The following is a 17,372-nucleotide window of genomic DNA, read 5'->3' on the forward strand; positions in this document are numbered from 1 at the left end:
GAGAAGTGAGTTCCCAAGTGGTGTACGCGATTGTCCGCGCTGGCGGCCGCCAGGAAAAGGTTTCCGTCGGAGACCTCGTTACCCTTGACCGCGTCGCCGGCGGAGCAGGCAGCACCATCGAGCTTCCTGCTCTTCTGCTGGTGGACGGGGACAAGATCACCTCGGATGCCCAGACCCTGGCCAACGTCAAGGTCACGGCCGAGATCGTCGGCGACCTGCGCGGTCCCAAGATCTCCATCCAGAAGTTCAAGAACAAGACCGGCTACAAGAAGCGCCAGGGCTTCCGGGCCGAGCTGACCACCGTCAAGGTGACCGGTATCGACGCCTGATCGGCGCGATTCCCCCTCCACATACCGGACGCCAGTCCCAACACGAAGGTAGGCACACCTCATGGCACACAAGAAGGGCGCGAGCTCCACTCGCAACGGTCGGGATTCCAACGCGCAGTACCTCGGCGTGAAGCGCTTCGGCGGCCAGACCGTCAACGCCGGCGAGATCCTCGTCCGCCAGCGCGGCACGCACTTCCACCCCGGCCTGAACGTCGGCCGCGGTGGCGACGACACCCTCTTCGCCCTGGCCGCCGGCCAGGTCGAGTTCGGCACCCGTCGGGGCCGGAAGGTCGTCAACATCCAGGCTGCCGCCGAGTAGTCGACCGGGCCGGTCCGCCGGCCCCCGGTGCGGGCTCCGTCCCGCACCACCCATGTCTGATCTGTGGAGGGTGGGTGCGTCCAGCGCCCGCCCTCTACAGTTTTAACGTGGCCCGTGCGCGGGCCCGCCCGTTCATGATCCAGAGGAGCTCTCCGTGGCCAGTTTCGTCGACCGCGTCGTCCTGCACGTCTCCGGCGGTGCCGGGGGGCACGGCTGCGTGTCCATCCGCCGCGAGAAGTTCAAGCCGCTCGGCGGGCCGGACGGAGGCAACGGCGGGGACGGCGGCAACGTGATCCTGCGCGTGGACGGCCAGACCACCACCCTGCTCAACTACCACCACGCCCCCCACCGCTCCGCGCCCAACGGCGGACCCGGCAAGGGCGACCTCCGGCACGGCCACCAGGGCGAGGACCTGGTGCTCTCCGTGCCCGACGGCACCGTGGTCAAGGACGGCGACGGCAACGTCCTGGCCGACCTCGTGGGCGAGGGCGCCGAGTTCGTGGCCGCCGCCGGCGGTCAGGGCGGGCTCGGCAACGCCGCGCTGGCCTCGGTCAAGCGCAAGGCCCCCGGCTTCGCCCTCCTGGGCACCCCCGGCGCGTCCGGGGACGTGGTCCTGGAGCTGAAGTCGATCGCGGACATCGCCCTCGTCGGCTATCCCTCGGCCGGCAAGTCCAGCCTGATCGCGGCCATCAGCGCGGCCCGGCCGAAGATCGCCGACTACCCGTTCACCACGCTCGTGCCCAACCTCGGGGTCGTCCAGGCCGGGGACGTGCGCTACACCGTCGCGGACGTGCCCGGACTGATCCCGGGGGCCTCCGAGGGCAAGGGCCTGGGCCTGGAGTTCCTGCGCCACGTGGAGCGCTGCGCCGCTCTCGTGCACGTCCTGGACTGCGCCACGCTCGAGCCCGGCCGGGACCCGATCTCCGACCTGGAGACCATCGAGGCGGAGCTCGCCGGCTACGCCGTGGACGGCGACCTCGACGGCGGGGACGCGCTGCCGCTCAACGAGCGGCCCCGGCTGGTCGTGCTCAACAAGATCGACGTGCCCGAGGCCCGCGAGCTGGCCGACTTCGTGCGCCCCGAGCTCGAGTCCCGCGGCTACCGCGTCTTCGAGATCTCCACCGCCTCCCACGAGGGGCTGCGCCCGCTGACCTTCGCGATGGGCGAGGTCGTGGAGCAGGCCCGGGCGGCGCGCCCGGCCCCGGCGGAGGCCCCCCGCGTGGTGCTGCGGCCCAAGGGCGTGCGCGGGCCCGAGTTCACCATCACCCGCGAGGAGCGCAACCTCGAGCCGCTGTGGCACGTGCGCGGGGACAAGCCCGACCGCTGGATCCTGCAGACCGACTTCAACAACGAGGAGGCGGTGGGCTATCTCGCCGACCGGCTCGCGAAGCTCGGGGTGGAGGCCGGGCTGTTCAAGCAGGGCGCCCGGCCCGGGGACGCCGTGCTCATCGGCCCGGAGGACAACGGCGTGGTCTTCGACTGGGAGCCGACGATGGTCGGCGGCGCGGAGCTGCTCGCCGGCCCGCGCGGCACCGACCTGCGCTTCGCCGACATCGACCGCCCCACCCGCGAGCAGAAGCGCCAGCAGTACCAGGAGCGCAAGGACGCCAAGGCCGCGGCCCGCGCCGAGCTCGAGGCCGAGCGCACCGCCGGGGTGTGGACCGAGTCGGTCGACGCCCGCCGCGGCGGGGCCGAGCCGGAGCCCGGCACCGACGACTGACGACCCGCCCGGGCTCCGGTCGACCCGAGCACGACGGCCCGGGACGGTCCGGAGCCGAGGTGCGACCGCCCCGGCACCGAGGACCGCGACCCGCCGCACGACTCCCACGACCGCCCCGGCACCGACGACCACGACCCGCCGCACGACCACCACGGCCGCCGCCCCCTACCGACCCCCCACCGACGACGCCCACCGCACAGGGAGACGCACAGGATGAACGAGCAGACGACCCGGATCGACGTCGAACGCCTCGAGGAGGTCGCGGAGAAGTCCGCGGTCCAGCTCAGCAGCGAGAACCGCGGCAAGAACCGGCGCAGCCCGATCGAACGCCGGGAGGACATCCCGCGCGCCCACCGCGTGGTGGTCAAGGTCGGCTCGTCGTCGCTGACGTCCATCGAGAGCTCCATCGACGAGCAGGCCGTGCGGATGATCGTGGACGCCCTGGGCGAGACCAAGGCCCGCGGCATCGAGCTCGTGTTCGTCTCCTCGGGCGCGATCACGGCCGGCCTGGCGCCCCTCGGGCTGTCCCGGCGGCCCAAGAACCTGGCCGGCAAGCAGGCCGCCGCCGCCGTGGGCCAGGGCCTGCTCATGGGCCGCTACATCGAGTCCTTCGCCCGCTACGGCGTCACCGTGGGGCAGGTGCTGGTGACCGCCGAGGACCTCATGCGGCGCAGCCACTACAAGAACACCCACCGCCAGATCGAGCGGCTCCTGGACTTCGGCGTGCTGCCGATCGTCAACGAGAACGACGCGGTGTCCAGCCAGGAGATCAAGTTCGGCGACAACGACCGGATCGCCGCCCTCATCGCCCACCTGATCAAGGCAGACGTCCTGCTGCTGCTCTCCGACGTCGACGCCCTCTACACGAAGGACCCCCGCAAGGGCGGGGACCGGATCCCGGTGGTCAACGACCCCATCAAGGACCTCGAGGGCGTGCAGATCGGCTCCGTGGGGGCCGCCGGCGTGGGCTCGGGCGGGATGGTCACCAAGGTGCAGGCGGCCCGCATCGCGGCGGCCTCGGGCATCCCCGCCCTCGTCACCTCGGCGCAGAACATCACCCGCGCCCTGCACGGGGAGGACGTCGGGACCTGGTTCGCGACCTCCGGGGGCCGCCGCAACGTGCGGCTGCTGTGGCTGGCCCACCTCGCGGACATCAAGGGCTCGCTGACCCTGGACCCGGGCGCCGTGGAGGCGATCCGCGACCGCAACTCCCTGCTGGCCGCCGGCGTCATCGGGGTCTCCGGAACCTTCGATGCGGGGGAGCCGGTCTCGCTGCGGGACCCGGACGGCCGGGAGATCGCCCACGGGCTCAGCAACTACACCTCGGACGAGATCCCCCTGATGCTCGGCAAGTCCACCTCCGTGCTGGCGGACGAGCTCGGCGACGACTACAGCCGGGAGCTCGTGCACGTGGACAACCTGGTGGTCCTGCGGGCCCGGGGCGCGCGGACTAAACTGAAGAAATGACTTCCGCCGCACACGATTCCGTGACCACCGACGAAGCCACCCCCGCGACCGGCAAGGCGGTCGTGTCCGACACCGGCGTGATCGCGACCTTCGGCGAGGACCCGGTCGCCGGCGTGTCCGCCATGGCCGACGACGCCCGCGACGCCGCCCGGATCCTCGCCCGCGCCACCCGCACCTGGAAGGACCGCGCGCTGCTGGCCATCGCGGACCGGATCGAGCGCAAGCAGGACGTCGTGCTCGCCGCCAACGCCAAGGACCTCGAGCGCGGCCGCGTGAACGGGACCTCCGAGGCCCTGCTGGACCGCCTGAAGCTCGACGCCCAGCGGATCACCGGCCTGGCCGAGAGCCTGCGCGAGCTCGCCGCGCTGCCCGACCCCGTGGGCGGGTTCGTCCGCGGCAGCACCCTGCCCAACGGCCTGCGGATGCGCCAGGTGCGCGTGCCGATGGGCGTGGTCGGCGCCATCTACGAGGCCCGCCCGAACGTGACCGTCGACATCGCAGGCATCGCCCTGAAGTCCGGCAACGCGGTGCTGCTGCGCGGCGGCTCGGCCGCGGAGGAGAGCAACCGGGCTCTCGTGGGGATCATCCGCGACTCCCTCGCCGACGTGAAGCTGCCCGTGGACTGCGTCCAGAGCATCGACGAGTACGGCCGCGAGGGCGCCAACGCCCTGATGGGCGCCCGCGGCAAGGTCGACGTCCTCATCCCGCGCGGCGGGCACGGGCTGATCCAGTCGGTCGTGCAGAACGCGAAGGTCCCCGTGATCGAGACCGGCGAGGGCAACGTGCACCTGTTCGTCGACCACTCCGCGTCGAAGGACATGGCCGTTGACCTCGTCGTGAACTCCAAGACCCACCGCACGAGCACCTGCAACACCACGGAGACGCTGCTGCTGCACAGCGGCTTCGCGCACGGGGACGCCGTCCTGGCGGCTCTCGACCGCGCCGGGGTGACCCTGCACGTCGACGAGCGGGCCGAGGCGATGCTGCCGGCCGGCAGCCACCACGTGCGCGCCACCGACGAGGACTGGGCCACCGAGTACCTGTCCATGGACCTGGCCGTGAAGGTGGTCGACTCCCTGGACGAGGCCCTCAAGCACATCGACCGCTGGTCCACCCGGCACACCGAGGCCATCGTGACCAACGACCTCGCCCACGCCGAGCGGTTCGTGGCGGAGATCGACGCCGCCGCGGTCATGGTCAACGCCTCCACCCGGTTCACCGACGGCGGCCAGCTCGGCCTCGGCGCGGAGATCGGCATCTCCACCCAGAAGATGCACGCGCGCGGCCCGATGGGCCTGGAGGAGCTGACCACCACCAAGTGGATCGTCCAGGGCGACGGGCACGTCCGCGCCTGAGCCGTGCGCGGCGGGCCCGCCGCGGATTCAGTACCATGAGAACCGTCCGGGCCCGCCGGCCGAGGCGGCACGGGCCGCTCCAAGACTTCCGGCCCCGTGCCGGCACCAGAAGGGATCCCCATGTTCCAGCAGTCCGTCACCACCGTCCTCGCCGCAGTCGAGGGTGGGCACGCCGCCGCCGAGGCCGGGATCCCGCCCGCCGTCTGGGGCGTCTCCGTGTTCGTCGTGCTGATCGGTCTGATGATCGTGGCGATGTCCTTCGCCAACCGCGGGCTCAGCCCGGAGGCCGGGCAGCACCAGGATCCCGCGGACCTGCCGGCGGACGAGCGGGCGCTGCTGGCCGAGTACGCCGCCAAGCGGCACGGCTGAGCCGGGAGGTCCTTTCGTCGTGACGACCGCCGCGCAGGACGCCTCCGCCCGCTCCCGGGACCTGCCCGCGACGGGGACGGCCGTCCCGCCCCGCAGGCCCGGACGCACCCGGCTGGGCGTGATGGGCGGGACGTTCGACCCGATCCACCACGGTCACCTGGTGGCCGCCTCCGAGGTGGCGGGGGAGTTCGACCTCGACGAGGTCGTGTTCGTGCCCACCGGCCACCCGTGGCAGAAGGCCGCCGGGGCCGTGAGCCCCGCCGAGCACCGCTACCTGATGACGGTGATCGCCACGGCGTCCAACCCGCGATTCACCGTCAGCCGCGTCGACATCGAGCGCAACGGCCCGACGTTCACGGTGGACACCCTGCGCGACCTGAAGCGCCAGCGCCCGGAGGCCGACCTGTTCTTCATCACCGGCGCCGACGTCATGGCGGAGATCCTGACGTGGAAGGGCGCCCAGGAGCTGTGGGAGCTCGCCCACTTCGTGGGGGTGACGCGTCCGGGCCACGACCTCGCCGCGCCCGTCGGGTCCAGCGGGGTGAACCTGCTGGAGGTGCCGGCCATGGCGATCTCCTCCACGGACTGCCGCGCCCGGGTGGCCCAGCACAAGCCCGTCTGGTACCTCGTGCCCGACGGCGTGGTGCAGTACATCAACAAGTACGGCCTGTACCTCGGCCCGGAGCCGAGCGCGGAGGCCGGCCACGTCGGCGCGCATCCGGACACCGTCCCGGCGGAGGCCCCGTGATGTCCGGCAACGACGAGACCCGGGACGACGGAACGCGGGACGACGGGACCCGGGACGACGGTCAGCCGGCCCCTTCCGGGCCCGCCCCGATCATCGACCTCGGCGGGGGCGCCGTGCCGGTGCGGCCCGTGAAGCCCCTCGGACCACGGCGGCTGGCCCGCCTGCAGCGGGAGCTGGCCGAACGCTCCCGCGAGCTGGAGCAGACCGGCGGGGGCCCGGCCGACCCGGAGCTGCTCGAGAAGCAGCGCCGCTTCGCCGAGCTCGCCGCCCAGGCCGAGCAGGCCAACGCGCCCTCCGCCGGCGGTGCCGGCGTCCCCGCGCACGTTTCGGCGCAACCGCCCGTGGCGCAGCCCGCGCCCGTCGAACCGGCACCCGCGGAGCCGACACCCGGAGAGCCCACGACTCCGGGAGAGACCGAGCAGATCACCGTCGTCTTCCCCGGCGCGGACGGCCCGGCCGGGGCGGACGGGCACGTGGGCCACGACCCGGTGCACGTCGATCCCTCCCTGTTCAGCAACCGGCTCGCGCCGGAGGAGCTGGCCGCGCTCACGCACATCGAGATCCTCGCCCCCGCCGAGCACCACGGCTCGCACGCAGCGGTCCCCGAGGATCCCGGTGACACGACGGCACCGCAGTCTGCACCACCGGCGGCCCCGTCGGAGAACGCCCCCTCGGCGACCGCCCTGCCGGAGCCGGTCGGGGCGTGGCCCGAGGCCGAGGAGGAGCCGGAACCGCCGGCCGCTCCGGTGCCCGCCACGGCGGCGGGCGGCCTGGAGCTGCTCGAACCGCGCGAGTACCGGCGCGGGGCCGGGGGCCGCTGGCTCGGGCTCCTGCTGCTGGTGCTGCTGGCGGCGCTGGCCGTGGTGCTGGTGCTCTTCGTCCTCTGAGGGTGCCTTTCTTCCTCCCTCCTGTTCACCATCCGTTCGCTCGACACCGTCCTCACCGTGGGGGCGGAACCACCGGTTCGCCGGGAAAGGATCCTCCTTGACTGTCAACGATCTCTCCCTGTCCATCCTCCAGGTCGCGGCCGCCGCGGCCGACGCCAAGCAGGCCCACGACATCGTGGCCCTCGACGTCAGCGAGGCGCTGGGCATCACCGACGCGTTCCTCGTCGCCTCCGCCTCCAACGAGCGGCTCGTCAACGCCGTCGTCGACGAGATCGAGGAGAAGCTCGTCGAGCGGCTCGACCTGCGCCCGATCCGGCGTGAGGGACGCTCCGAGGGCAGGTGGGTCCTCCTGGACTACGGCGACGTGGTGATCCACGTCCAGCACGACGAGGACCGGGCCTTCTACGCGCTCGAGCGGCTCTGGCGGGACAGCCCCGTGGTCGACCTGGAGCTGCCCGGGCGGGGTGCCACCGCGCCCGAGGAGTCCGCACCCGCCCCCGCGTCCGACGATTTGCCTTGATCCGGATCAGCTGTCTACTATGAATGCGTTGCCCAGCGGGGCGCAGGATCAACCGGAAAAGGGTGACCGACAAGGGAACTCTGAGGTTGTGATAGTGTACCGGAGGTAACGACCTGGGGCTGTGGCGCAGCTGGTAGCGCATTTGCATGGCATGCAAAGGGTCAGGGGTTCGAGTCCCCTCAGCTCCACCAGGACGAAAGAGCCCGTTCCGCACCACGCGGAACGGGCTCTTTCGCTGTGCCGCCCGCGGCATCCTCTGCCGGGCCGTTCCGGGTCCCGTGCCACAAAAGCCGAACTCGTCCGCATCCCTTCCGTTCGTTGATGCGTCCTGTTAGCGTCTGCTCCACCGGCGGCCGACCTCCGTGAGCTGCATCACAGCGTGGCGGAATCCGCCGGACACGCGCGCCTCACGGCGCACATTCCAGCGGACATCCTCAACGGAAGAGGTCATGATGGCAGGCAACAGAGCGGTCGCCTACAAGGGTCCCGGCAAGGTCGAGGTCATCGACACCGACTACCCCGAGTTCGAGCTCAAGGACGCACCCGGGATCAACACCGCCAACATCGGCCGGAAGGTCCCGCACGGAGTCATCCTCCGGACCGTGGCCACCAACATCTGCGGCTCCGACCAGCACATGGTCCGCGGCCGCACCACGGCCCCCACGGACCTGGTCCTGGGCCACGAGATCACGGGCGAGGTCGTGGAGGTCGGCCCCGACGTGGAGTTCATCAAGGTCGGGGACATCGTCTCCGTGCCCTTCAACATCTCCTGCGGACGCTGCCGCAACTGCAAGGAGCGCAAGACCGGCATCTGCCTCAACGTCAACCCGGACCGGCCCGGCTCCGCCTACGGCTACGTGGACATGGGCGGCTGGGTCGGCGGACAGGCCGAGCACGTCCTGGTGCCCTACGCGGACTGGAACCTGCTGAAGTTCCCGGACCGGGACCAGGCCCTGGAGAAGATCATGGACCTGGCCATGCTCTCCGACATCCTGCCCACCGGCTACCACGGCGTGGTCACGGCCGGGGTGGGGGTCGGCTCCACCGTCTACATCGCCGGCGCCGGCCCGGTCGGCCTGGCCGCGGCGGCCTCGGCCCACCTGCTCGGGGCGGCCGTGGTGATCGTGGGTGACATGAACGAGCAGCGCCTGGCCCAGGCCCGCAGCTTCGGCTGCGAGACCGTGGACGTGTCCAAGGGCGCGCCGGCCGAGCAGATCGAGCAGATCCTCGGCGTGCCGGAGGTCGACTGCGGCGTGGACGCCGTGGGCTTCGAGGCCCGTGGGCACGGCAAGGACGCCTCCCACGAGGCCCCGGCCACCGTGCTGAACTCGTTGATGGACATCACCGCCGCCGGCGGGGCCCTGGGCATCCCGGGCCTCTACGTCACCGGGGACCCGGGGGCGGTCGACGAGGCCGCCAAGAAGGGCTCCCTGTCCATCAGCCTCGGCACCGGCTGGGCCAAGTCCCTGTCCTTCACCACCGGCCAGTGCCCGGTCATGAAGTACAACCGGCAGCTCATGATGGCGATCCTGCACGACAAGATCCAGATCGCGAAGGCCGTCAACGCCAAGGCCATCCCGCTGGACGACGCGCCGAAGGGCTACGCCGAGTTCGACGCCGGGGCCGCCACGAAGTACGTGCTCAACCCCAACGGCTACATCAAGAACTGACCGCGGCACCCAGCGCGACGACGCACGCCCGCGCGGCGCTGCCGGCCGGGGAACCGGCTCGCAGCGCCGCGCGGGCGTCGCCGTGACCTGGGTGGGCGCTGTGAAACACTGGGCGCATGGCGAAGATATCCGACAGCTCGGACCTCCTGCAGACCGTCGACCACGTCACCGAAGAAGCCATCAACGTGGGCTACCGCCTCGAGCAGCGGTTCCACCGGTTCCGCCAGCGCCGCGCCGAGTCCCGGGGCGACATCCCCGTCATGGTCGCCTTCGAGGGCTACGGGTCCGAGCACCACGTCCGGGTGCTGGGCCGGGCGCTGCTGAAGACCCGCGGGTTGATCGAGTCCACCGACGAGAGCGGCGAGTCCATCCGCGGCTGGCGCTCCTTCACCTCCGTGCCCATCGCCTTCGCCCACGTCAACGTCTGGATCGACGAGTACGAGTTCCACCTGGTGGCCGACAGGGGCGGGGTGGTCGACGTCGACCTGCAGGTGTCCCTGCCCCCCGGCGAGCACACCGTGTGGATGCAGACGGAGGGCTCGGACGTCGTCGAGGCCCGGGTGTTCGTCGTCGCCGACGAGCAGCGGATCGGCGTGGTCTCCGACGTCGACGACACCGTCATGGTCACCGCCCTGCCCCGCCCCCTGCTGGCGGCCTGGAACTCCTTCGTGCTCAACGAGCACGCCCGCACCCCGACCCCGGGCATGGCCGTGATGATGGACCGGCTGCTGCACCGCCACCACGAGGCGCCGTTCGTGTACCTCTCCACGGGGGCGTGGAACGTGGCGCCCACCCTGCGCCGGTTCCTCACCCGCAACGCCTACCCGGACGGGGCCCTGCTGCTCACCGACTGGGGGCCCACCACGGACCGCTGGTTCCGGGCCGGCTCGGCGCACAAGGTGCAGAACCTGGAGCGCCTGGCCCGGAACTTCCCGGAGGTGCGCTGGATCCTCATCGGCGACGACGGCCAGCACGACCCCGAGATCTACAGCGGGTTCGTGCACCGCTATCCCGACCACGTGGCGGCGATCGTGATCCGCAACCTGTCCCCGGCCGAGGCGGTGCTGGCCGGCAACCCCCTGGTCAACGAGGAGCGGCGGGTGAGCATCCCCGAGGGGACGCTGTGGATCGAGGGCAACGACGGCGCCTCGATCTCCCGCCAGCTCGCCGAGCACGGACTGCTCTGAGCGGCCGGGCGGCCCGCCCGCGGCGTGGGACGTCCGAGCACGGCCCTACGCTGGACCCATGACGACTGGACCCACGACGAGCACCCACAGCACCCTCACCGCCGCCCCGGCCGCCACCGCCACCGGGGACTTCCCGGCGGTCGACGCCGCCGTCGCACGGGCCCGGGCGTCCTTCGTCCCGGACCTCGGCCTCGAGGCCCGGCTGGACCGGCTCCAGCGGCTGGAGGACCTCCTGCGGGAGAACCGCGAGGCGCTCCAGGACGCGCTCGCCGCCGACCTCGGCAAGCCCCCCGCCGAGGCGTGGCTGACCGAGATCGGCTTCACCCTCGAGGAGATCGCCGGGATCCGCAAGGAGCTGCGCCGCTGGATGGCCCCGGTGCGGATCCCGGTCCCGCTGAGCCTGGCCCCGGCCCGCTCCCGGATCGAGCACCAGTCCCTCGGCACCGTGCTCGTGATGGCGCCGTGGAACTACCCCGTCCAGCTCGTCCTGAGCCCGCTGGCGGGAGCGCTCGCCGCCGGCAACAGCGTCGTCGTCAAGCCCTCCGAGGTCTCCGCGACGGTGTCCACGGTGCTGGCCGGACTGCTCGAGACGTACCTGGGGGACTGCGTCAGCGTGGTCGAGGGCGGGGTCCCGGAGACCACCCGGCTGCTGGAGCACCGCTTCGACCACGTCTTCTACACCGGCAACGGGACGGTCGCCCGGATCGTGATGGCTGCGGCCGCCCGGCACCTGACGCCGGTGACCCTCGAGCTGGGCGGGAAGTCCCCGGTCTGGGTGGACGGCTCGACCGATCTGCGGACCGCCGCGCGGCGGATCGTGTGGGGGAAGTTCCTCAACGCCGGCCAGACCTGCGTGGCCCCGGACCACGTCCTCGGCACGCCCGGGACGCTGGCCGCCCTCGAGCCCGAGCTGGTGCGGGCGGTGGGGGAGCTCTACGGGAAGGACCCGCGCCGCAGCGACTCCTACGGGCGGATCGTCACCGGGCGCCACCTCGACCGGCTCACCGGCCTCCTGGACCAGGTCCCCGTCGAGGACGTGGTGTGCGGCGGCGCGGCCGACCCGGAGGCGCGCTACCTGGCGCCCACGGTGGTGCGCTCGGCGCCGGACGGCCCGCTGATGGCCGAGGAGATCTTCGGGCCCGTCCTGCCGCTGGTGCCGGTCGAGTCGGCCGAGCACGCGGTGGAGCTCGTCACCGCGAGGGACAAGCCCCTGGCCCTCTACGTGTTCACCGAGGAGAAGGCCGTCAAGGAGCTCTTCCGCCGGCGCACGTCCTCCGGCGGGCTGTCCTTCAACGCCCCGCTGCTGCACCTCAGCAGCCCGGAGCTGCCCTTCGGCGGGGTGGGGGAGAGCGGCACCGGCGCCTACCACGGGAAGTTCTCGTTCACCACGTTCTCCCACGCGCGGGCGGTCCTGGACAAGCCGCTCGCTCCCGACACCCTGCGGGTCGTCTACCCGCCCTACCGGGGCCTGCGGGCCCTGCTCGCCGGCGCGGCGGTCGGTCTGCGCCGGCCCCGCCGCCGGAGTCGACACGCCGTGTCCGAAAATTAATTCCGTCCACCGCCCGGGGGCCCCGCGGAGCGCACAGCCTGTGCATATCGGGGCCCCGGTCGCGGAATTCCGCGACCCCCGCGGACGGTGCCCTGTGGATGGCCGAGGCCCGCCCTGGGGATAGCCAGAGAGGAGCTGTGGACAACCTTCACCACTGCATCTAGGGGTCACTTCCCCTTCCGGACACTAGATGTAGTATTGAAATCAGCCACCCGGAGAGACCCCTTCACCGCCGCAGAGTCTGCGGAAGTCCCGGATCTCCCCCGAAAAACCACCCGAGCGACCAAGGGGAAACAGCGATGTCCGTGACCGTGTACAGCAAGCCGTCCTGCGTCCAGTGCAATGCCACCTACCGGGCCCTGACCAAGAAGGGCATCGAGTACAACGTCGTCGACGTCACCGAGGACGAGGCGGCCCTGGCCCACGTCCTGGCGCTGGGCTACCAGCAGGTCCCGGTCGTCGAGACGCCCACCGAGCACTGGTCCGGCTACCGTCCGGACAAGATCACCTCCCTGGCCGTCCTGCTCTCGGCCTGAGGCCCGCGCGCCGCCCGCTTCCCCGCGGCGCCCGGTCCCGGACCCGGATGCAGGACCACCGGCCACCGACCCACCCCGGAGCGCGGAAGCACATGAGCACGAACCTCCCCGGCACCCCCGGGACCGCTCTGCAGGACCCCGGCGCCGCCCGCGCGGCGTCCGAGCCCTGCGCCCCCCTGGTCGTCTACTTCTCCTCGGTCTCCAACAACACGCACCGCTTCGTCGAGAAGCTCGCCGCCCGCGCGGTGCGCCTTCCTCTTCTGACCGGGGAGGAGCCCCCCGAGATGACCGAGCCCTTCGTGCTGGTCGCCCCGACCTACGGGAGGCCCAGCGGCAGCGGGGCCGTTCCGCCGCAGGTCGTGAAGTTCCTCAACCGGGAGGCCAACCGGCGGCTGCTGCGCGGCGTGATCGGCGCCGGCAACACCAACTTCGGGCCGGCGTTCTGCCTGGCCGCGGACAAGATCGCGGCCAAGTGCGACGTCCCCGTCCTCTACAAGTTCGAACTCATGGGCACCCCCGAGGATGTCCGCAAGGTAAACGAAGGATTGGAACAGTTTTGGCGACAATTTCCGCAGCCCCGGGCGTGAGCGTCGAGCCCGGCCACGAGGACAAGCGCGTTCCGGAGAAGTACCGGGGCCTGGGCTACCACGAGCTCAACGCCCTGCTGAACCTCTACGACGCGGACGGCAACATCCAGTTCGACGCCGACCGGCAGGCCGCGCGGCAGTACTTCCTGCAGCACGTCAACAACAACACCGTCTTCTTCCACGACCTCGAGGAGAAGCTCGACTACCTGGTCTCGCACCAGTACTACGAGCCCGAGGTCCTGGCGAAGTACAGCCGGGACTTCATCAAGGAGCTCTCCAAGCGGGCCTACGCGAAGAAGTTCCGCTTCGAGACCTTCCTGGGCGCGTTCAAGTTCTACACGTCCTACACGCTGAAGACCTTCGACGGACAGCGCTACCTCGAGCGCTTCGAGGACCGCGTGGTCATGGTCTCCCTGTACCTCGCCGACGGGAACGAGACCCTCGCCACCCAGCTCGTGGACGAGATCATCTCCGGTCGCTTCCAGCCGGCCACCCCCACGTTCCTCAACGCGGGCAAGCAGCAGCGCGGCGAGCTCGTCTCCTGCTTCCTGCTGCGCATCGAGGACAACATGGAGTCCATCGGGCGCTCCATCAACTCCGCGCTGCAGCTGTCCAAGCGCGGCGGCGGCGTGGCGTTCGCGCTGACCAACATCCGTGAGGCCGGCGCCCCGATCAAGAAGATCGAGAACCAGTCCTCGGGCATCATCCCGATCATGAAGCTGCTGGAGGACTCCTTCTCCTACGCCAACCAGCTCGGCGCCCGCCAGGGCGCGGGGGCGGTGTACCTGCACGCCCACCACCCGGACATCTACAGCTTCCTGGACACCAAGCGGGAGAACGCGGACGAGAAGATCCGGATCAAGACCCTGTCCTTGGGTGTGGTCATCCCGGACATCACGTTCGAGCTGGCCAAGAAGAACCAGGACATGTACCTGTTCTCCCCGTACGACGTCGAGCGGGTCTACGGCATGCCGTTCTCGGACGTCAACGTGAGCGAGAAGTACCACGAGATGGTCGCCGACGGCCGGATCCAGAAGAAGAAGATCAAGGCCCGCGAGTTCTTCCAGACCCTCGCCGAGGTGCAGTTCGAGTCCGGCTACCCGTACGTCATGTTCGAGGACACCGTGAACCGGGCGAACCCGATCGACGGCAAGATCATCATGTCCAACCTGTGCTCCGAGATCCTCCAGGTCTCCGAGCCGTCCACGTACCACGAGGACCTGGACTACGACGAGGTCGGCAAGGACATCTCCTGCAACCTCGGCTCCCTCAACATCGCCCTCACCATGCAGTCCCCGGACTTCGGGCAGTCGGTGGAGACCGCGATCCGGGGCCTCACGGCGGTGTCGGACATGTCCAACATCAACTCGGTGCCCTCGATCGAGCGCGGCAACCAGATGTCCCACGCGGTGGGGCTGGGCCAGATGAACCTGCACGGCTACCTCGCCAAGGAGCACATCCACTACGGCTCCGAGGAAGGCCTCGACTTCACGAACATCTACTTCTACACGGTCACGTACCACGCGATCCGCGCGTCGAACGAGATCGCGAAGGAGCGGCGGGCCACGTTCGCCGGCTTCGAGCGGTCCCAGTACGCGACGGGGGAGTACTTCGCCAAGTACACCGACCGCGAGTGGGCCCCGGCCACCGAGCGGGTCCGGCGGCTGTTCGCCGAGGCCGGCGTGCACATCCCCACCCAGGCGGACTGGACGCAGCTCAGGGCCTCGGTGATGGAGCACGGGATGTACAACCAGAACCTCCAGGCCGTCCCGCCGACCGGTTCCATCTCCTACATCAACAACTCGACGTCCTCGATCCACCCGATCGCCTCGAAGATCGAGATCCGCAAGGAGGGCAAGCTGGGCCGCGTGTACTACCCGGCGCCCTTCATGAACAACGAGAACCTGGAGTACTTCCAGGACGCCTACGAGATCGGCTACGAGAAGATCATCGACACCTACGCCGCGGCCACGCAGCACGTGGACCAGGGCCTGTCCCTGACCCTGTTCTTCAAGGACACGGCCACCACCCGCGACATCAACAAGGCGCAGATCTACGCCTGGCGCAAGGGCATCAAGACGATGTACTACTCCCGGATCCGCCAGCTGGCGCTGGAGGGCACCGAGGTCGAGGGCTGCGTGTCCTGCATGCTCTGACCGCCGGCCCCGGCGACCACCACGAACTCCCCGCGTGCGTCCGCAGGACGCGCGCGGGGGCCCACCCCGTTCAAGGAAGAGACAGACCATGACGCTGGAGAAGAGCGAGAGCATCGACAAGGTGCAGCTGCTCCACCACCAGGCCCAGGCCATCAACTGGAACCGGATCGAGGATCCGAAGGACGACGAGGTCTGGGACCGCCTGACCGCGAACTTCTGGCTGCCCGAGAAGGTCCCGATCTCCAACGACGTCCCCTCGTGGAAGACGCTGACCCTGGAGGAGCAGGAGCTCACCATGCGGGTCTTCACGGGCCTGACGCTGCTGGACACCATCCAGGGCACCGTGGGCGCCGTCTCCCTGATCCCGGACGCCGTGACCCTGCACGAGGAGGCGGTGTACACCAACATCGCGTTCATGGAGTCCGTGCACGCGAAGTCCTACTCCTCGATCTTCTCGACGCTGTCCTCCATGAAGGACATCGACGACGTGTTCCGCTGGTCCCGGGAGAACCCGTACCTGCAGAAGAAGGCCGAGATCGTCATCCGGTACTACAAGGGCGACGACCCGCTGAAGAAGAAGGTGGCCTCGACCCTGCTCGAGTCCTTCCTCTTCTACTCCGGGTTCTACCTGCCCATGTACTGGTCCTCCCGGGCGAAGCTGACGAACACGGCCGACCTGGTCCGCCTGATCATCCGCGACGAGGCCGTGCACGGCTACTACATCGGCTACAAGTTCCAGCGCGCCATGGCCCAGGAGTCGCAGGAGCGCCAGGACGAGCTGAAGCTCTACACCTACGAGCTGCTCGACGAGCTCTACGAGAACGAGGTGCTCTACACCGAGTCCCTCTACGACGGTGTGGGGTGGACCGAGGACGTCAAGAAGTTCCTGCACTACAACGCCAACAAGGCCCTCAACAACCTGGGCTTCGAGGCGCTGTTCCCGAAGGAGATGACCGACGTCTCGGCGGCGATCCTCTCCGCGCTGTCCCCGAACGCCGACGAGAACCACGACTTCTTCTCCGGCTCGGGCTCCTCCTACGTCATCGGCAAGGCCGTGAACACGGAGGACGAGGACTGGGACTTCTGATCCCCGCCTGACCGGTGGGACGAGGGGCGGCTCTGCACCAGCAGGGCCGCCCCTGTGAGATCTCAATCCAGTTGTCAGATCCTCAAGATAGATGTCAGTACGGCACTGGAGTTGTCAGTGGTCACCTGATCTGTCAGTGACTGACGAATAGCGTGTATCAGCGTCATCCAAATGGCGAGGCCTCTGGAGGGTTTTCCTCCGGAGGCCTCGCCACGTTGCTCTCTGTAGTTTGTTGCGCTAATCCGCTGTCAAGGCTGTTTCGTCGATATCTGAAGTGCCAAGCTGCTCCTCCAGCGCCGTGGCAACGGCCTCGAACTCGACCAGGGCGGCGGTAAGCGTAACACCTGACGATGGCGAGTTAGACATGCTCGGAAACCTCGCGCTGGTCAGTGTCAGCACGAACTCCAAATTCAGCAACAATCTGCCTCCCTACAAGGCGAACAAGACAGAGATCGTCAGGCAGAGCACGAAGCTCCAAATAATGGCGGACTTGGTCAAGAGCGGGACCACCTGGGATAGGACGGCAACTCGCCAGCACGACCAGGCGATGGTGAAGTTGCTCCGGGAGGATCTTCGGAAGGCCGGCCACGACGTTTGAGATGTGAGGTACCGGAGCCCCTGACCAGCCTGTGCTGGCCGGCTGACCTTTGATCGAAGTCGGGACAGTGCTGAACCCGCGGCATCCCCTCCCGGCATGAAACCTCGAATTGAAACCATTTTTAGGTGCCCGGAAGGGCAAGCGGGTCTGCCCAGGAGAGAGACATCTCCCGCTCCGTCGTCACGCTGTCCGCCTTCTACCTTAATCCCAGGTGCCAGGAGCCGGGGCCATGTGATGCGCGGCGCACCGCAAGCGCAGCACTCCTCCTGATTCATGTCACGGTAAGCT

The 17,372-nt window shown here is 69.7% G+C and carries 17 protein-coding genes and 1 tRNA gene; all 18 read left to right on the forward strand.

The window, feature by feature from the left end; genetic code table 11:
* Positions 1–17 precede the first annotated feature (17 nt).
* Positions 18–329: a 50S ribosomal protein L21 gene (gene rplU / locus GMA12_RS02020; protein WP_062734507.1), complete on the forward strand. Its 312-nt coding sequence runs from the start codon at positions 18–20 to the stop codon at positions 327–329.
* Between the two features lie 61 nt (positions 330–390).
* Positions 391–648: a 50S ribosomal protein L27 gene (gene rpmA, locus GMA12_RS02025; protein WP_017834601.1), complete on the forward strand. Its 258-nt coding sequence runs from the start codon at positions 391–393 to the stop codon at positions 646–648.
* A gap of 154 nt (positions 649–802) precedes the next feature.
* Entirely contained in the window at positions 803–2,368 is a 1,566-nt protein-coding gene (gene obgE, locus GMA12_RS02030) for a GTPase ObgE (protein ID WP_162459356.1), read from the forward strand.
* A 213-nt stretch (positions 2,369–2,581) separates the two neighbouring features.
* Positions 2,582–3,835: a glutamate 5-kinase gene (gene proB / locus GMA12_RS02035; protein WP_156266576.1), complete on the forward strand. Its 1,254-nt coding sequence runs from the start codon at positions 2,582–2,584 to the stop codon at positions 3,833–3,835.
* Positions 3,832–5,190 carry a glutamate-5-semialdehyde dehydrogenase gene (locus tag GMA12_RS02040; RefSeq protein WP_156266578.1) on the forward strand — a complete coding sequence of 453 codons (1,359 nt, stop codon included), beginning with the start codon at positions 3,832–3,834 and terminating at the stop codon, positions 5,188–5,190. The genes proB and GMA12_RS02040 overlap by 4 nt, the downstream gene beginning before the upstream one ends.
* 120 nt (positions 5,191–5,310) lie before the next feature.
* Positions 5,311–5,559, forward strand: coding sequence for a hypothetical protein (locus tag GMA12_RS02045; protein WP_062734503.1), 249 nt, complete (start codon positions 5,311–5,313; stop codon positions 5,557–5,559).
* Positions 5,560–5,680: 121 nt separating this feature from the next.
* Positions 5,681–6,307, forward strand: coding sequence for a nicotinate-nucleotide adenylyltransferase (nadD, locus tag GMA12_RS02050; RefSeq protein ID WP_240898558.1), 627 nt, complete (start codon positions 5,681–5,683; stop codon positions 6,305–6,307).
* Positions 6,307–7,194 (forward strand): hypothetical protein, encoded by an 888-nt coding sequence (locus GMA12_RS02055; protein ID WP_156266580.1) that lies wholly within the window; start codon positions 6,307–6,309, stop codon positions 7,192–7,194. The genes nadD and GMA12_RS02055 overlap by 1 nt, the downstream gene beginning before the upstream one ends.
* Before the next feature lie 97 nt (positions 7,195–7,291).
* Positions 7,292–7,714, forward strand: a complete 423-nt coding sequence (rsfS, locus tag GMA12_RS02060) for a ribosome silencing factor (protein WP_156266582.1) — start codon at positions 7,292–7,294, stop codon at positions 7,712–7,714.
* A gap of 115 nt (positions 7,715–7,829) precedes the next feature.
* Positions 7,830–7,905: transfer RNA gene (locus GMA12_RS02065), tRNA-Ala, on the forward strand.
* A gap of 261 nt (positions 7,906–8,166) precedes the next feature.
* Positions 8,167–9,384, forward strand: coding sequence for a formaldehyde dehydrogenase, glutathione-independent (gene fdhA, locus GMA12_RS02070; protein WP_156266584.1), 1,218 nt, complete (start codon positions 8,167–8,169; stop codon positions 9,382–9,384).
* 116 nt (positions 9,385–9,500) lie between these two features.
* A complete protein-coding gene (locus tag GMA12_RS02075) occupies positions 9,501–10,571 on the forward strand; it encodes an App1 family protein phosphatidate phosphatase (protein WP_156266586.1) in 1,071 nt (356 codons plus the stop codon).
* Positions 10,572–10,629: 58 nt separating this feature from the next.
* A complete protein-coding gene (locus GMA12_RS02080) occupies positions 10,630–12,120 on the forward strand; it encodes an aldehyde dehydrogenase family protein (protein ID WP_156266588.1) in 1,491 nt (496 codons plus the stop codon).
* 299 nt (positions 12,121–12,419) lie between these two features.
* Positions 12,420–12,656 (forward strand): glutaredoxin-like protein NrdH, encoded by a 237-nt coding sequence (gene nrdH / locus GMA12_RS02085; RefSeq protein WP_047804163.1) that lies wholly within the window; start codon positions 12,420–12,422, stop codon positions 12,654–12,656.
* Between the two features lie 92 nt (positions 12,657–12,748).
* Positions 12,749–13,243: a class Ib ribonucleoside-diphosphate reductase assembly flavoprotein NrdI gene (gene nrdI / locus GMA12_RS02090; RefSeq protein WP_156266590.1), complete on the forward strand. Its 495-nt coding sequence runs from the start codon at positions 12,749–12,751 to the stop codon at positions 13,241–13,243.
* On the forward strand, positions 13,240–15,399 hold the full coding sequence (gene nrdE, locus GMA12_RS02095; protein WP_162459357.1) for a class 1b ribonucleoside-diphosphate reductase subunit alpha: 2,160 nt from the start codon (positions 13,240–13,242) through the stop codon (positions 15,397–15,399). The genes nrdI and nrdE overlap by 4 nt, the downstream gene beginning before the upstream one ends.
* A gap of 88 nt (positions 15,400–15,487) precedes the next feature.
* Positions 15,488–16,486, forward strand: coding sequence for a class 1b ribonucleoside-diphosphate reductase subunit beta (gene nrdF / locus GMA12_RS02100; RefSeq protein WP_062734489.1), 999 nt, complete (start codon positions 15,488–15,490; stop codon positions 16,484–16,486).
* Positions 16,487–16,784: 298 nt separating this feature from the next.
* Positions 16,785–17,084: a GmrSD restriction endonuclease domain-containing protein gene (locus GMA12_RS02105; protein WP_156266594.1), complete on the forward strand. Its 300-nt coding sequence runs from the start codon at positions 16,785–16,787 to the stop codon at positions 17,082–17,084.
* Positions 17,085–17,372 lie beyond the last annotated feature (288 nt).

Origin of the sequence: Kocuria sediminis, assembly GCF_009735315.1 — a bacterium.
Lineage (GTDB): Bacteria > Actinomycetota > Actinomycetes > Actinomycetales > Micrococcaceae > Kocuria > Kocuria turfanensis.

Coding starts and splice junctions, on each gene's coding strand:
- rpmA (WP_017834601.1), top strand. CDS start 391: ATGGCACACAAGAAGGGCGCGAGCTCCACTCGCAACGGTCGGGATTCC.
- proB (WP_156266576.1), top strand. CDS start 2,582: ATGAACGAGCAGACGACCCGGATCGACGTCGAACGCCTCGAGGAGGTC.
- GMA12_RS02040 (WP_156266578.1), top strand. CDS start 3,832: ATGACTTCCGCCGCACACGATTCCGTGACCACCGACGAAGCCACCCCC.
- GMA12_RS02045 (WP_062734503.1), top strand. CDS start 5,311: ATGTTCCAGCAGTCCGTCACCACCGTCCTCGCCGCAGTCGAGGGTGGG.
- nadD (WP_240898558.1), top strand. CDS start 5,681: ATGGGCGGGACGTTCGACCCGATCCACCACGGTCACCTGGTGGCCGCC.
- GMA12_RS02055 (WP_156266580.1), top strand. CDS start 6,307: ATGTCCGGCAACGACGAGACCCGGGACGACGGAACGCGGGACGACGGG.
- fdhA (WP_156266584.1), top strand. CDS start 8,167: ATGGCAGGCAACAGAGCGGTCGCCTACAAGGGTCCCGGCAAGGTCGAG.
- GMA12_RS02075 (WP_156266586.1), top strand. CDS start 9,501: ATGGCGAAGATATCCGACAGCTCGGACCTCCTGCAGACCGTCGACCAC.
- GMA12_RS02080 (WP_156266588.1), top strand. CDS start 10,630: ATGACGACTGGACCCACGACGAGCACCCACAGCACCCTCACCGCCGCC.
- nrdH (WP_047804163.1), top strand. CDS start 12,420: ATGTCCGTGACCGTGTACAGCAAGCCGTCCTGCGTCCAGTGCAATGCC.
- nrdI (WP_156266590.1), top strand. CDS start 12,749: ATGAGCACGAACCTCCCCGGCACCCCCGGGACCGCTCTGCAGGACCCC.
- nrdF (WP_062734489.1), top strand. CDS start 15,488: ATGACGCTGGAGAAGAGCGAGAGCATCGACAAGGTGCAGCTGCTCCAC.